Below are 15,623 nucleotides of genomic sequence, written 5' to 3'. Positions count from 1 at the left end.
GTTACTCGTGATCCGGGTCAAGACGACGGCGGCTGATGATCCGCAACAGACGCCACAGCACCCACGCCAGCAGCACAATACTCACCGCCGCCAGCACCGCCAGCAGCACGGGATGGTTCGCCAGCGCATACCAGACACGCTCAAACCATGGCAAATGGCCCACGTAATAGATGTCACCAACGCGTAAACCGTTCACCCCGGACTCGCGGATCACCGACACCGAACCGAAAATCGCCGCGCGTTTACCACTGTCATTCATTGCCTGATTGAGCAAGGTGTAACCACGCGGGCTATCCGCCAACAGTGCAACCACGCTACGCTGATCGTTAAACGGTGACTGGAAGCCGACAATGGCTGCCATCGGGCCGTCGGAGGTGACGGCGGTCTGCGTCTCCGCCTGGCGATCGACTTCATCCGGCAGGCTCGCCGTAAACGGGGTCTGGCGCTGCGGCGTTTTCACCCAGCTTTGCGCCGCCTCCACCAGCAGGTCGATTTTCTTATCATCTTTGAGCGATGGCGGAATCGCGCCGACAATCATGATATCCGCATCTTTGCCCTGGATTTTGCTGGCATCGTCGGTCAACTGCACATTAATAGCCGGGAAGCCCGTCTGCGCACCTACGGTGCCCAACGCATTGAGCAACGTGGTCAGTTGCGCAGGCGCGGGTTTAGGGGGCATCACCACCAGCGTTTGCGACAGATCCGCCATCCGGCTGAACGGGAAGCCTGCATTGGCGAAAGCACGCAGATCCGGCATGGCAATAAAGTGGTAATACTTCGAGAAATCGATGGTGGAATCGTCGCCAATCACCACGCGGTTATCCACCTGCTGGAAAGTCACGCAGTTATCGATAGTGCCGCCCGGCATCGGGTTCATATACTGGAAATCAAAGCGTAACTGATTGACAGCCCCCAGTTTCAGCGCCGGAATGGAGACATCCGTTTTACCGTCCAACAATCCCTGTAGCACCGGCAAGCGCAGCAGCAACTTATTGCTGTCCTGATTGCTCAGCAGATTGAAATATTGCAGGAACTGGTTGTTCAGGCTGATATCCATGCGCGAGTTATCTTTCGTCGGCGGCGCGGTATAACGGTAATTGAGGTTCATATCAATGCCGTTGCTGCGCAGCAGATAGAGATCCGGCGGCAGATTCAGCGCCACGTTGATCGACGCAGGTTGCAACCCGGTCGATTGCAGCTGCTCTTCATAGGTTTTCAGCTCGCCAAAACTGACCGGACGATCGGTGCGGATCCAGTTCGGTGCATCATAGGGCTGACGCGCCAGCAACGGTTTCACTTCATCAACCGTGACGCTATCGCCACGGAACAACACGTTGCCCTGCGCAATCCCTTTTGCCGCCTGCAACAGATCGTTATCGTCACGCCCCATCACCACCAACAACTTCACATACGGATTCCCCGGATGCGCAATCATGCTGATGGTCGGCCCTTTCACCGCCGGGGCATCACGCAGAAAGTCCGGACGCTTATCATTGGTAGCGAAAACAATGGCGTTACTGTCCGGCAGGGTGTTGTAACTGACCGGGAACGTCTGCCCGCGCCAGCCGGAGCGGGAACCAAACCAGGAAGCAATAACCGCCGCAGCCTGCTGTTGCCCCAGGCCCGGCGCATCGGCAAAGACCATCGGCAGCGTTAAGGCACGGTTATCACGCGCATCAAAGAACGGAACAGGGAAGTGGGACAGATCGTTTTGCACAGCCAGCTTCTGATAGGTCAGATCCAGCGAACTGCTACGCCCGATATCCAGCCACAGCGTGTTGCTGGCCGGGTTTTCACAGACATCGCGATAGTGCCCGATAAACTCCAGACGCACGCGGTTAAAATCAGTGATAAAGAGCGGGTTAATCGGCACCTGCGCCAGCGTTTTTTTGCCCAGTTGCTCTTTGCTGACCGGCAGTACGCCCATCAATTCATCGTTCAGGTAAACCTTCAACTGTGACTGCACCGGCAGCAGCGACGGTGACGGGGTGTACTCAAGGTTCAGCACCGCTTTTGACACCAATTCATCGCTACGCATGCCAAACTCAACGCCGCCATTCGGATTGACGCCGCGCAGCACCATGCTTCCCGGCGGAGGCGCAATCTGAGCAAACGTCAGCTTCACATCGCGGGACGGGGCGTTTTCCGCCACGACCGGCGCGTTCGCGCCCTGTACGCCAGGCATAACCTGGCCAACCATCGCCGCACCATTCGCGGCAGGAAGCGTCTGCCCGGTGGTCGGCGTCGTCGGTCGCAGGGCTTCCGCTTGCGCTGGCCCTTGCGTGACCACTGGCTGTGTCGCTGGCGAAACGGTCGGAACAGTTGGCGCCGCAAGGGTCGTCATCGGAGGCAGCGCACTCATCCCCACTGCCACTGCACAAATCCAGGAGAGTTTTCTTTTCATCGCGTTTTCATCATTGTTGAGCCATAACCGGATTCGGTTGCTGTGCCGTCAGGTTCCGTGCTGGCCTGCGAGGGATAAACGACACCACCCAGGAGACCAGGCCGGTGAGCACACGGAAAATCACCTTCACTGACGACGGAGCGAATTCCGCGAGATGGCGATAGCCGCGGAAACCCAATTTCAAAATATCGAACAGGCTTTCCAGCGGTTTATCTTCCGGAAAACTGTCCTGCCACAACGCCCATGTGTCGGCGCGGGCAAACGTACACTGCACAAAATCGATATGCTGTTTGGTGGTCAGCGGCATCAGTTGCAAACCGACTTCATTGCCGGAGACGCGCGCCACGGTCGTAGGAAAGACGTACTCTTGCCGACCGCGCTTGAGCAACAGGTTTACACGTTGCCCTTCAAGCACCTGCGCCTGGCCGTTGATCTTGATGCCCAGCCCACCGTCAGAGAAGTCATGCACGGTACAGGAGAAAAGATGGCCGTCTTCACGGGCGATCGCCGCTGGCATGGAGATTTCGACCCTGTGCGCCCGGCGAACCTGCTTGCTCTCCACCGATACCGCCACCGCGCCACCGAGAATGACCATGTTGTAGAACACCCACGCCATACTGACGAAGACCGTCAGGATTTCGTTTTCCGGCCCATAGAAGTAGCGCCATACGCCAACCGCCAGACCGAGCACGTTAATCAACACCAGGTAGATATAGGGACGGGAAATCACCCAGTCCACATACTCTTCTTCCACCAGGCCGCCTTTCGCCGTGACGTTAAACTTGCCTTTGTGCGGGTTAAAGAGCGCCACCATCGTAGGCGGCGCGATATACCAGGCCAGTACCGTTTCATAAATCTCACTCCAGAAGGAGTGACGGTATTTACCCTGAATTTTCGAGTTGGTCAGGCTGGCGTGGATCATATGCGGCAGAACGAACAGCGCGATCATCAGCGCCGGGGCATAAATGATGTAGGCATGCAGCAGCAAAAATGCCAGTGGCGCGGTCAGGAAGATCAGGCGTGGAATACCCGATAAGAAGTGAAACATGGCGTTGACGTAGCACAATCGCTGCCCGAGCTTCAGCCCTTTGCCAAACAGCGGGTTATCAAGGCGGAAGATCTGCACCATACCGCGTGCCCAGCGAATACGCTGCCCAATATGTGCAGACAGACTCTCCGTCGCCAGCCCTGCCGCCTGCGGAATACGCATATACGCGGAGGTGTAACCCAGGCGGTGTAAACGCAGGGAGGTGTGCGCATCTTCGGTGACGGTTTCTACCGCAATGCCACCGATTTGATCCAACGGTTCACGGCGGATCACCGCACAAGAGCCACAGAAGAAGGTGGCGTCCCACATGTCATTGCCATCCTGTACCAGGCCATAGAAGAGCGTGCCTTCGTTAGGCGTTTTACGAAAACGCCCGAGGTTACGTTCAAACGGATCCGGCGAGAAAAAATGGTGCGGCGTCTGCATCATCGCCAGCTTTTTCTCTTTCAGGAACCAGCCCATGGTCATTTGCAGGAACGAGCGCGTGGGCACATGGTCGCAGTCGAAAATCGACACAAATTCGCCCTTCGCATATTTCAGGGCGTTGTTGATATTCCCGGCTTTGGCGTGTTCATGAGTGGTACGGGCGATGTACTCCACCCCGACGGTGTTGGCGAAGACACGAAACTCTTCGCGGCCGCCATCGTCAAGGATCCAGATTTTGAGTTTATCTTTTGGCCAGTCAATGCCCAATGACGCGTAAATGGTATTTTTCACCACGTTTAAATCTTCGTTATAGGTGGGCACGAAGATATCCACCGAGGGCCACAGCGCCATCTCTTTTGGCAACGGCACCGGCTGGCGATTGAGCGGCCACACCACCTGGAAATAACCGAGGATCAGCACAATCCAGGCGTAGGTTTCCGCAAACAGCAGTATCAGGCCACACACCAGACTGACCGGATCGTTCCAGTTCAGTGTCGAGGTATAACGCCACCAGATATAACGACAGGACACAGTGAGTGACAGCACAATCAACATTAACGCTGAGAAGCGCCCCGGAATACGCCGTACCAGCAGGGCCACCCCCCATAGCAACATCAGGAACACAAACTGCGAAAGCGGGTTAAAAGGCTGCGTAATACACAAAATCGCCAGAACCAGCGAGAAGACAACCACCACGCCAAGAATGAAACGCCGGACGCGCGGATGAATATGCGCCAGCTCTTTTTTGTGGTCGAGGTGACCGGTATGTTGCGTTACCCGTGCCGGCAGACTATCCAGCCAGTGATACCAGCGCCCACGCAACGCGCGAGCCCGGGCAAAGCGCTGACGGCGCGCGGATTTCGGCGGTCCCCAGGGCAGGATGACTAACAGCCAAAGGGTTTGCACCAGGTAACGCGCCGGGTCGAAAGGGCGTGGTTTGTCAGGATCAATGTGAGGAAATAACTGATGTTGCTGCGCACGCAATTGCTGCCAGCGTGGGTGCTCAAGCGGAATGAACATCCATGCGAGTATCGCCCAGAAGCAGCCAGAAGCCGCGCTGAACCCGGATGCGCCATGACGGCGATAGTGCTGATAGCGCTCGCTTAAACGCGCGCTAACTGGCGGGATCAGCAACCAGGCAGACAGGCGACTCATTGCGGACTCCTTGCCAGCTCCTCACTGCCCGCACGCGTTTGTGCACAGTGCAGCAGGCACCAGTTCGCCAGCGTTAGCATCTCTTCCGCTGCCAGCGCATCAGCCCGGTATTCGCCCAGCGGCTGTTTTGCAGCCATGCACTCTGCCATCGCTTCATCGCGATGAATATAGATCGGCAACATTCGTCGCTGGCTCTGCAACCACACCTGCCAGAGGTCATCCTGTAGCTGACTGCCTACGCGCAGATCGTTTATCAGGATATGCGTGCCCACGGGTAAAACCTGCTGGTGCAGGCGCACATGGCAGTTCGTGTCCGGCTTGATAATGGTCAGCGTATGATCGCACTGCTCAATAAACTGACGAGCCAGTGGTGAATACCCGTGCGGCAGGTCGATCAACACCCACTGATAATGTTGTTGCTGTTGCAGCGCCTGCAAAATAGAGGTGAGCGCGTTAAGCACGTCGGGCAGCCGCTGGCTATTTTCCCATTCGCTTGTCGTCAGGCGGCCAAAAGGCAAAACATCCAGTTGGGAAGTGTAACGCAATCCCGCATCACGCCAGTCCTGACCATCCAGTAACGCGCGCGCCCAACCGCCGTTATGATCGAAATCGACATTAAATGACAGGCGCAAAAGATTATCGGGGCACGCGTCAATAACGAGCACCGACTCGCCTAATAATTGTAATGACCAGGCCAGAGCCGCAGTGATGGATGTTGTACCCACGCCACCGCGTATCCCCTGTAATCCCAAGATGGCCATTCATGGCTCCCTTATTGTTGACGGGCGAATTCAGCAAGCAGCGGCCAACGCTTAATAGCTGCCGCCAACTGTTCTCGTTGGGAAATATCGGCATAATCTATTTCAGGCAATGAAAATGCTTTGCTCAGCGCCAGAAAATCATTTTGAAATGTGTAGCCCAGCGTGGGATCTGTCTGACTTTCGAATTCATCGCTATGCATGTTTAACCGATCCCTATGAATAAAAAGCACTTGAGCAAATGAGGCAAGGCAATCGCGCCTGAGAAAATTCGTTTACATGCTAAATCTGATGTTCTTTAATTTCAATGTTAGGTTTATTTCTTCGCTTACGCTAGTAAACTGAGATACAGTTAAATTCTCTGTAAGAGGGACATCGTGGACCCCGTATTTTCTATTGGAATCCAGTCGTTATGGGATGAATTACGTCATATGCCCGCAGGCGGCGTCTGGTGGATAAATGCCGATCGCGAGCAGGATGGAATCAATCTTATAAATCAGACGATTGCGACACAAGATAAAGAAGCCAAAGTCGCAATAATTGGCATGGGCCACGATCTGCATAAAATCATGCACCTGGATAACGATCACGGGCCAGAAAAAGTCCAGCTGTTCACCATGCCAAATCAGGAAAATGGTCTATACTTTTTCACCCGCGATTTACTGTGCTCTATAGAGCCTGAAAATTATTTACTGATCCTGCTGTGTGCCAACAATGCATTTCAGAATATTCCCGTGGATAATTTGCAAAGATGGCTGGAAAAAACTCATGCGTGGGCAAAATACCATAAATGTGCGTTGCTGATAATTAACCCCAGCGGCAACAGCGATAAACAGACGTCGATTTTAATGAGTGAATACCGCACATTATTTGGCCTGGCCAGTTTACGCTATCAAAATGACTTACATGTTTATGACGTTGCCTGGTGGTGTAATGAAAAAGGAGTTAGCGCACGGCAACAGCTGCAGATCCTTAATCTTCAAGGACGTTGGCAATTAGCGGAACGGGAAGAAACATCTGTCCAGCCACGCAGCGATGAAAAGCGAATCTTAAGTAATATTGCTGTATTGGAAGGCGCACCGCCGCTCTCCGAATACTGGTCATTATTTGAAACCAACGAAGCATTATTTGAAGAAGCTCGCGCCAGCCAGGCGGCAACATTGATATTTGCGCTGACGCAAAATAATCAAATAGACAGTATTGCGCGGCAGATCCACACGCTGCGTCGCCAACGCGGTAGCGGCCTGAAAATCATTGTCCGTGAAAGCCACGCCAGCCTGCGCGCCACGGATGAGCGCCTGTTGCTGGGTTGCGGAGCCAATATGGTTATCCCGTGGAATGCTCCGTTATCGCGCTGTTTAACGTTAATAGAAAGCGTGCAAGGCCAGCAGTTCAACCGTCGGGTGCCGGAAGATATCACCACGCTGCTGTCGATGACCCAACCGTTGAAACTGCGAGGTTTCCAGCCGTGGGGCACATTCTGCGATGCTGTCAGCAATATGGTGAATAACCAGCTTTTACCCGCAGATGGCAAAGGCGTAATGGTCGCGCTGCGACCGGTGCCGGGCATTCGCGTTGAGCAAGCACTCACCCTGTGCCGGCCAAACCGCACCGGGGATATTGTGAGCATTGGCGATAACCGGCTGGTGCTGTTTTTATCTTTCTGCCGGGTCAACGATCTCGACACCGCACTGAACCATATTTTTCCGCTGCCAACGGCGGATATTTTCTCTAATCGCATGGTGTGGTTCGAAGATAACCAGATTGCCGCCGAGCTGGTACAAATGCGCACGCTGACGCCGGATCAGTGGGCAAAACCGTTAATCGTCACGAGTGAAACGAAGAAAGTGATCAATGCAGAACACGATGGCACCGCCTGGCGCCGTATCCCGGAACATTACCGGTTACTCAGCGAAACCACGGAGCGTACATCATGATGTCGATTAGCGATATCGTTCAGCTTGTTGTGTTGTGCGCGTTAATTTTCTTCCCGCTGGGGTATCTTGCCCGCCACTGGTCGCGCCCGATTCGTACCGCGCTCCGTTTAACCTTTTCCAAACCCCGCTATGTGAAACCAATCGGTATTTTGCGCCGGGAATCGCTCGTCAAGGCAGACCGTAAAAATGACTAATCATACAACGACCTCTCCAACGCCTTCGCCGCTGTGGCAATACTGGCGCGGCCTTTCCGGTTGGAACTTCTATTTTCTGGTGAAGTTCGGTCTGCTGTGGGCGGGATACCTTAATTTTCATCCCCTGCTGAACCTGGTATTTATGGCATTCCTGTTGATGCCGCTGCCAAACCTGCGTCTGCACCGCCTGCGGCACTGGATTGCCATTCCTGTCGGCTTCGGGCTGTTCTGGCACGATACCTGGTTGCCGGGGCTGGAAAGCATGATGAGCCAGGGTTCGCAGGTTGCCGGATTCAGCGCCAGTTATCTGGCCGACCTGGCGCTGCGTTTTATTAACTGGCAAATGGTCGGTGCGTTGTTCGTTCTGCTGATTGCCTGGCTCTTTTTGTCGCAGTGGATCCGCGTGACGGTGTTTGTCGTTGCGCTGATGATCTGGCTGAACGTGTTGACTCTTACCGGTCCGGCCTTCTCGTTGTGGCCCGGAGGCCAGCCAACCACCACGGTAACCACCACCGGCGGCGCGGCGGCGGCAACCGTCGCAACGGCGGGGGATACGCCAGTGGTTGGCGATATTCCGGCGCAGACTGCTCCGCCAACCTCAGAAAACCTCAACGCATGGCTGGCCAGTTTCTACGCATCGGAAGAGAAACGTCAGAGCACGTTCCCGACTGAGCTGGCGGCAGACTCACAGCCTTTCGACCTGCTGATGATCAATATCTGCTCACTCTCCTGGGCGGATATCGAAGCCGCCGGACTGATGTCGCATCCGCTGTGGTCACACTTCGATATGGTATTTAAACACTTTAACTCCGCCACCGCTTATAGCGGCCCGGCGGCCATTCGCCTGTTACGCGCAAGCTGCGGCCAGTCATCACATAAAAACCTCTATCAGCAGGCGGGAGCGCAATGCTATCTGTTTGATAATTTGGCGAAACTTGGTTTCACCCAACAGTTGATGATGGATCACAACGGCGAATTCGGTGGTTTCCTGAAAGAGGTCCGCGACAATGGCGGCATACAAGTGCCATTGATGAACCAGGCTGGTCTGCCACCGGTCCTGCTCTCCTTTGACGGCTCGCCAATTTTTGACGATACCGCGGTGCTGAATCGCTGGATGGAGTCAGAGGCCACTAACCAGGGTAAACGTACCGCGACCTTCTACAACCTGTTGCCGCTGCACGATGGTAACCACTACCCGGGCGATCGCAAAAGCGCGGATTACAAGCTGCGGGCACAGAAGCTGTTCGATGAACTGGATGCTTTCTTCACTCAACTGGAGAAATCCGGGCGCAAAGTGATGGTGGTGCTGGTACCGGAGCATGGCGCGGCGTTGCAGGGCGATAAGATGCAGGTTTCCGGCTTGCGCGACATTCCCAGCCCGTCAATCACCAACGTGCCTGCGGCGATTAAGTTTTTTGGCATGAAAGCGCCACATCAGGGCGCGCCGCTGGAAATTACCCAGCCGAGCAGTTTTCTTGCGATTTCGGAGATTGTTACGCGCGTGCTGGATGGGAAGATTTTCACCCAGGATAGCGTGAACTGGCAGCAGTTGATCGGCAATTTGCCGCAGACCGCGCCGGTATCGGAGAATGCGAACGCGGTGGTTATTCAGTACCAGGATAGGCCCTATGTACGACTGAACGGCGGTGACTGGGTGCCATATCCGCAATAACGCCCTTCTCCCCTCACCCTAACCCTCTCCCCAAAGGAGAGAGGGAACAGACTGCTGCGGACGCCCCCTCACCCCGGCCCTCTCCCCAAAGGAGAGAGGGAACCGACTGTTGCGGACTTCCCCTCACCCCAACCCTCTCCCCACAGGAGTAGAGGGAACCGACTGCTGCGGACTTCCCCTCACCCCAACCCTCTCCCCAAAGGAGAGAGGGAACAGACTGCTGCAGACTTCCCCTCACCCCGGCCCTCTCCCCAAAGGAGAGAGGGGACAGACTGCTGCGGACATCCCCTCACCCCGCCCCTTTCACCACAGGGAGAGGGAACCGACTGTTGCGGACTTCCCCTCACCCTAATCCTCTTCCCAAAGGGGAGAGGGAACCGTTGCTGCAGACTTCCTCTCTCCCTGACACTCTCCCCACAAAGGTGAGGGAACAGACCCGTGCGGATTTCTCCTTACGGGTCCTTCGATAACAGGGCGAGAGTACAGAATGGTACGGTTTTCTCCCTCTCCCTTTCAGGGAGAGGGCCGGGGTGAGGGTCAGCAGCGCCGTTACTTCTGCTGCGCCAGCCACACCAGCATCTTCAGACTGGCGGAATAGTAATCGTCCTGCGCAGTGATTTGCGGCTCTGCGGGCGTTGCGCCCAGTGTGAGATCGCGCACCGCCAGCAACCCGTCGTTCATATTGTACGGCGCGGTATCGTTGGTCGTGACATTCACCCAGGCAGGCGTCTGGTTGCGGCTAAAACCTTGCCACCAGTTGCGCCATGGCGTTAATAGCGGACTTTGCGCATCCTGCCAGCTCACATACAGCGGAATACGGATCGCATCATAGCTCATGCGCGGTGGCCACTCTTTGGCTGGCGACAGTTTGCCATCTGCCGACAATGCAACCCAATCCGTCGGCAGCTGCGCCTTACCCCAAGCCATTTTGCCCAGCAGCGTTTGCGCGTCTTTGATCAGTTCCCGCCAGGCCACAAGATGGCTACGGTTGGCGAAATCTTGCCATGCCGGGAAGATAAAGTACGAGGGATTGAGGTTCACATAGGTGTTGCGGTTGAAACCATTCGCCCCTGGCAGCATCACGCGGTAACCGGCAAAACTGATCACCGTATGTTTCAACACCGCCTGCGTGATCGCATCGGATGCCGCAAGATACGCCGGGATATTCCAGCGCTGCCCGGCTTTTAACAACGCCCAGGCGATCAGTACATCGCCGTCAGTGGCATCGTTTTTATCAGGAATGGGATCGGCTTCCACCGGGTTATAACGCCAGTAATAGAGGCCGTTATCTTTGTTTTTCAGGGTGTTGTTGGTCCAGTTCCACATGCTGTCAAATGCGGTTCTGTCGTTATTTGCCACCGCCAATAGCATGGCGTAGCCCTGACCTTCGGTGTGAGAAATGCTTTTATTGCCGGTATCAACGATACGTCCATCCGGCATCAGAAACCGCGCTTTATAGCTATCCCAGGCCGCAGAGGCCTGAGAAAATGACGAAAACAGCAGACTCACCATCACCACCATCGCGGCGAAAATGCGCTTCAACATGGGTTTACTCACTGTGGTTTAGCGTAGCGGAATACTACATCTGACACAGAATAGAGACTTTCGCGCGTAAAAACGAGACCGGAATCGCCGCCTTGCCCACGCAGCCAGCGCGAATAAAGCCCTTCCAGGATGGCGCAAAACGCCGAACACCAGCGTGTCTGCAGCGCTTTATCGCGGGCAACGGGTATGCCCTGATGACGGAACGCCAGCCCATTTTCGCTGACAATCATGTCAATGCAGCCCCAATTGAACACCCGCAATTGCGCATTGATGTGGGCTTCCAACTCACCCACGGTCGCCGAAACGGGCAGCGGCGTGCGATCCGCCATGGCTTCGCCCATCTGTCGCAGGAACGGCAGGCTTTCCGCCTCGCCGACATTACGCACCATGCCATCAATCATCACGCCAAGCAGATCAAACCAGCCCGGCGGAGTCTGTTGCTGCTGAAAATAGGCCAGCAATGCGGCGTTGGCATTATCCGTTTTCATTATTTGTCTCCCAGCATATACCGGAGATAAAGTCCGGCGGTGCTTTCGTTATAGCTACCGAAGGTGTCGTAACTGACGTTACCGCCCACCGTCATTTTGTTATTCACGTTGTAATCCAGACCCGCATGGACGTTATAGCCGATGCCGTTTTGCGAACGGCCGCCATACTGCGCTTCTTTGACAAAGCCCATATCAGCCAGTTGTTGCATCATCTGCTGCGCTTCCGGCGCGGTCGGGAAATAGTCGCTCTTATCCTGGCTGTAGGATTGATAGCCCACCGAACCCCCAAGCCGCAGTTTCCAGTTGTCGATTTTCTGCGAGAAATCTACCGGCAACGCCACGCTGACGTAGTTCTGCGGGCTGAAGTAGCCCCCCTGCCCATAGGTGAAGTAGCTGAGGTTCTTCGAGAAATCCATCCAGCTCACGCTAAGGCCGGTCTGCAACTGGCGGAAACTGTCATGCAACGGGCGCAGATAGACCCCGGCGCTGGCGTTCATACTGGTGTTGCTCGCCACGTTCTCACCAAGATAGCTATAACCGCCGCCACCCACGTAGAAACCGGCGTCGCCATCATCGTAGCTCAACTGCGCGCTACCGCCGTTTTTGGTGACACGCCCCCAGCGCTCACCGGAATATTTATCATACAGGCCCACATAGGAGAGCAGACTGTCGGTTACGGCGCGGCGCTCACCCGTCAGGATCAACGTGAGGTAGTTGGTCAGTTTCGGCGACCATTTCACGCCGCCCACGAGCGTACTGAGATCCTGACCCAGCGGCGTTGTTCCGATATCCAGCTTATAGCTGTCGCCGCTCAACGCCATATTCAGCTCAACGCCGCTGGCGTTTTGTGAATCGGTCGAGGCGTTAATCGCATCGTTATAATTCTTCTTATAATTCGATTCGCTCAGGCTTTGTAAGCGGCTCGAATTCAGCAGCGAGGTCAGATTGCTATACCCTTCTGCCGTAAAAGGCGACAGTTTGCTGGCATTCGCATAGCCGGCGAGATCGGTGAACTTATCGCTACCATCCGTTGCCGTGGAACTGTTGGCCGTTTTGATTGAGGTGCTGATGTTGCTCACCGCATCTGCCAGCGGGTTGGAGCCATAGCGGCGCCAGGCATCGCCCGAAGCGCTGCCCGAGCTCAGGGAAACCGGAGTGGCGGTAAACTCAAAACGCGACTCGCCAAACGGCGAACTGGACCAGGTGAGCGGTGCTTTTGCTTCCGTCAGTTTACTGGTGCCGGTTTCGCCATCGCGCCCGCGGATCTCCACGTTGCCCTGCAGCCACATACCGGTTTTCTCGTCCATTTGCTGCATCATGTCATCGACCTGACGCAGCGTACGGGACTGTGCGGTTTCAACCGGTAAATCGGTGCGGGTGGTGCCTGGCAACGTACTGCCCGGTTCACGAGCCACCTGCGCTACTTGCCACGGCAGGGTCTGCCCGTACAGCGATTGCGGAGCGGTGGTTTTACTGGTGGTCATAAACGGGTTATCCGCCAGCAGTACACCGCCGATGGTTGGCGTTGCCGCACTGTTGGAAGAGTCCAGACCCACCAGTTTGCCGCGCGCGCTGCGCAGGTAGGTCATCGCCTGCTGGTGGTTGCCTTTCGCCTCTTCCAGACGCGCCAGCAACAGTAAACGCTCTGGCGATGCGTTGCTGCGCAGACCATTGGCCAGGCTTTGCGCTTTCTCCACATTGTTTTCCGCCAGCGCCACATCGATAGCGCCCACACGTGCGGCCTGATCTTCGCTGTCCCGCGTCATCAGGTAGTCATACAGCACGCCCGCTTCTTTGTTCATTTTGCCCGTTTGATACAGACGGCCCATCGCGAACATTAAATCCGTATTCTGCGGATCGTTTTGCAATGCGCGAATGAGCTTGTCGTACGCAGCGGCATAGTTGCCCTGCTCACGCAGCCGATCGGCTTCATTAATCACATAACCATTACGCACGCCCGCCAATTGCGCAGGGGTGCTGCGCGATTGCAGTTCCGGGCTGGCGACAAAACTCTGCGCTTCCTGGTTCAGACCGGCCTGGTTGAGCACGGCAACCTGATCGGCATAATCACCGGCGTTACCCTGCACACCCTGTTTCATGTTGTCACGCACCAGCGACACCGCGGTAGTCAAATCACCGGTTCGGGCCAGCATGCGCGCCAGTTTCCCGGCATCGACCGGGTTTTTCGGCGGCGTTGCCGACAGCGCTTTTAGCGTGTTAGACGCTGCGGTCATATTGCCCTGGGCGAGGTAACGTTCTGCGGTCGCCATTTGCAGGTTGTAATTCACCCGCTGCGCAAGATCGCGCATCTGGCTGTTTTGACTGGACGGAGAGATACGCGCCAGCAACGAACTGGCCTGCTGCCAGCCGCCATTCTCACTGGCAAACAGCGCCCCGGCATACAGCGAGCTGGCGCCTGCGCCGTCGCGCCCGGTGGGCATCATGACGGTTGCGCCTTCGCTCTCGCGCCCGGTTTGCTGAAGCAAGCGCGCCAGGTCAAGACGCAGCCACGGATCGTCCGGTAGTCGCGTCACACCCTGGCGTAATACGTTGATCGCCTGCTCCGTGTTCCCCGCAGCGACCAGTTGCTGTGCCTGGCGGCGCAGCGGGTCGCCTGGGGTTCCGGTGACCACACGTGGTTGCAACTTCGCCTGCAAGCCCGCTGGTAACGTATTCAGCATGGCCTGCGCTTCCGCGGCCTTGTTCTGGTCACGCAGCACGTAGTAGAGATTTTCTCGTGCCGGGGCATTCTGCGGTTGTTCGTTCAGAATGCCGCGCAGCGTCTGTTCGGCCTGGCTGTAATCTTTGTTCTGCCGCAACACATCCGCACGGAACAGTTTCGCCGCCGTTCCGCGTTCGCCACTCTGTTGCGCCAGCGGCGCAGAGAGCGCCAGCGCTTCGCTAACGTTGCCCTGTTTTAAGGCGTGTTGGGCCTGCGCCAGCTGACCGTAAAATGCCGCGTCCTCTGCTTGCGCACGGCGTTCGCCGGAGGCGTCGCCGCCCTGACTCGCCGCGCGGTTAAGGTACTGAGCAGCAGCCTGATAGTCGCCATTGCGCTGGGCAATATAGCCCAGGCCTGCTAACGCATCAGCATCGTCCGGGTTCGCTTGTAATACCTGGGCGAACTTCTGTTTCGCCAGGCTGCTGTCTCCGCTGTTGAGAGCGTTAAAGCCGGCCCCTTTCGCCGCGCCGCCAACATTTTTGCGATAGTACGCCTGCACTTCGCTGTCCTGTGGATGGCGCTGCAACCAAGTGTCGTAAAAACGCTCATCGCCGGGTTGCGGCCCCAGCCATAACAGCGCCTGTCGCAAACCGTCATCAGCCTCGCGGCTGCCGCTGGACATCGGTTCCAGCAATAAAATTCCGTCGCGACGCGTCTCTTCACGCCAGGTCAACATTTTACCCAATGCGATACGGGCGGCCGTGTCCTGTGGATACTGCGCCACAAAACGGCGCATCTGCGACAACGCCTGCGGATAGAGCGCTTTGTCGCTCGCCATGGTCTGGTAATATTCCGGCGCCAGGCTTGGCGGCGGCGTGTCGCCGTTAAACATGCTGCGCCACGTCTCCAGCGCAGCCGGGACGTTGCCGCTACGCGCTTGCTGGCGGGCGAGCGTAAGCTGCCCCTGCGGCACCTGCGCGAGCTGTTTTGCGTTATCCAGCGCCTGCAAACTGCTGTCTCCCGGCGCAGCTTTCGCCAGTCGCGCGCGCCACTGTGCCGCAGTTTGCAGATCACCATTTTGCTGCGCCCACAGCGCCATCAGATACATCGCCTGGGCGTTGTTGGCATCGACCATTAAGATCTTTTTCAGTGACTCCATGGCCAGATCGTCGTGGGACTTTTCATGCCAGTAATTGGCCTGATCGAACAGCGCCTTCAGCGCAGCATCATTTGCTGCGGCGTGCACCAGCCCCGGAGTGCTGAAGATCAGAGCGCCGGAGAGGCAGAATGTGGATAACCGACGGGCGGTTTTTACGCTCATGGTGGTGACCTTT

The 15,623-nt window shown here is 56.3% G+C and carries 10 protein-coding genes; 3 read left to right on the top strand and 7 right to left on the bottom strand.

Going from position 1 to position 15,623, the window contains the following annotated elements; genetic code table 11:
* Position 1 precedes the first annotated feature (1 nt).
* Genes bcsB through bcsR form a run of 4 tightly spaced genes read right to left on the bottom strand, consistent with a single transcriptional unit; the run spans position 2 to position 5,994 of the window.
* Positions 2-2,404, bottom strand: a complete 2,403-nt coding sequence (bcsB, locus tag GA0061071_RS12050; protein ID WP_088238297.1) for a cellulose biosynthesis cyclic di-GMP-binding regulatory protein BcsB — start codon at positions 2,402-2,404, stop codon at positions 2-4.
* A gap of 10 nt (positions 2,405-2,414) precedes the next feature.
* Positions 2,415-5,033 (bottom strand): UDP-forming cellulose synthase catalytic subunit, encoded by a 2,619-nt coding sequence (gene bcsA / locus GA0061071_RS12045; RefSeq protein WP_088238296.1) that lies wholly within the window; start codon positions 5,031-5,033, stop codon positions 2,415-2,417.
* Positions 5,030-5,794, bottom strand: a complete 765-nt coding sequence (gene bcsQ, locus GA0061071_RS12040) for a cellulose biosynthesis protein BcsQ (protein WP_061492603.1) — start codon at positions 5,792-5,794, stop codon at positions 5,030-5,032. The genes bcsA and bcsQ overlap by 4 nt, the downstream gene beginning before the upstream one ends.
* 11 nt (positions 5,795-5,805) lie before the next feature.
* On the bottom strand, positions 5,806-5,994 hold the full coding sequence (gene bcsR / locus GA0061071_RS12035; protein ID WP_061492601.1) for a cellulose biosynthesis protein BcsR: 189 nt from the start codon (positions 5,992-5,994) through the stop codon (positions 5,806-5,808).
* Positions 5,995-6,168: 174 nt separating this feature from the next.
* On the opposite strand from bcsR, the gene bcsE reads away from it, so the two are divergent.
* Genes bcsE through bcsG form a run of 3 tightly spaced genes read left to right on the top strand, consistent with a single transcriptional unit; the run spans position 6,169 to position 9,594 of the window.
* Positions 6,169-7,728, top strand: a complete 1,560-nt coding sequence (bcsE, locus tag GA0061071_RS12030; RefSeq protein WP_088238295.1) for a cellulose biosynthesis c-di-GMP-binding protein BcsE — start codon at positions 6,169-6,171, stop codon at positions 7,726-7,728.
* A complete protein-coding gene (gene bcsF / locus GA0061071_RS12025; protein WP_088238294.1) occupies positions 7,725-7,922 on the top strand; it encodes a cellulose biosynthesis protein BcsF in 198 nt (65 codons plus the stop codon). The genes bcsE and bcsF overlap by 4 nt, the downstream gene beginning before the upstream one ends.
* Positions 7,915-9,594 carry a cellulose biosynthesis protein BcsG gene (gene bcsG, locus GA0061071_RS12020; protein ID WP_061492595.1) on the top strand — a complete coding sequence of 560 codons (1,680 nt, stop codon included), beginning with the start codon at positions 7,915-7,917 and terminating at the stop codon, positions 9,592-9,594. Before bcsF ends, bcsG begins: the two co-directional genes overlap by 8 nt.
* 549 nt (positions 9,595-10,143) lie before the next feature.
* Here the strand turns inward: bcsG and GA0061071_RS12015 are convergent.
* Genes GA0061071_RS12015 through GA0061071_RS12005 form a run of 3 tightly spaced genes read right to left on the bottom strand, consistent with a single transcriptional unit; the run spans position 10,144 to position 15,610 of the window.
* Positions 10,144-11,139: a family 8 glycosyl hydrolase gene (locus tag GA0061071_RS12015; RefSeq protein WP_061492593.1), complete on the bottom strand. Its 996-nt coding sequence runs from the start codon at positions 11,137-11,139 to the stop codon at positions 10,144-10,146.
* 8 nt (positions 11,140-11,147) lie between these two features.
* On the bottom strand, positions 11,148-11,627 hold the full coding sequence (bcsD, locus tag GA0061071_RS12010; protein WP_061492591.1) for a cellulose biosynthesis protein BcsD: 480 nt from the start codon (positions 11,625-11,627) through the stop codon (positions 11,148-11,150).
* Positions 11,627-15,610: a cellulose biosynthesis protein BcsC gene (locus tag GA0061071_RS12005; RefSeq protein WP_088238379.1), complete on the bottom strand. Its 3,984-nt coding sequence runs from the start codon at positions 15,608-15,610 to the stop codon at positions 11,627-11,629. Before GA0061071_RS12005 ends, bcsD begins: the two co-directional genes overlap by 1 nt.
* Positions 15,611-15,623: the final 13 nt, after the last annotated feature.

Origin of the sequence: Kosakonia oryzendophytica (assembly GCF_900094925.1) — a bacterium.
Taxonomy (GTDB): domain Bacteria; phylum Pseudomonadota; class Gammaproteobacteria; order Enterobacterales; family Enterobacteriaceae; genus Kosakonia; species Kosakonia oryzendophytica.
The sequence above is the reverse complement of the archived record's forward strand: the minus strand, read 5'-3'. Positions and strand labels throughout refer to the sequence as shown.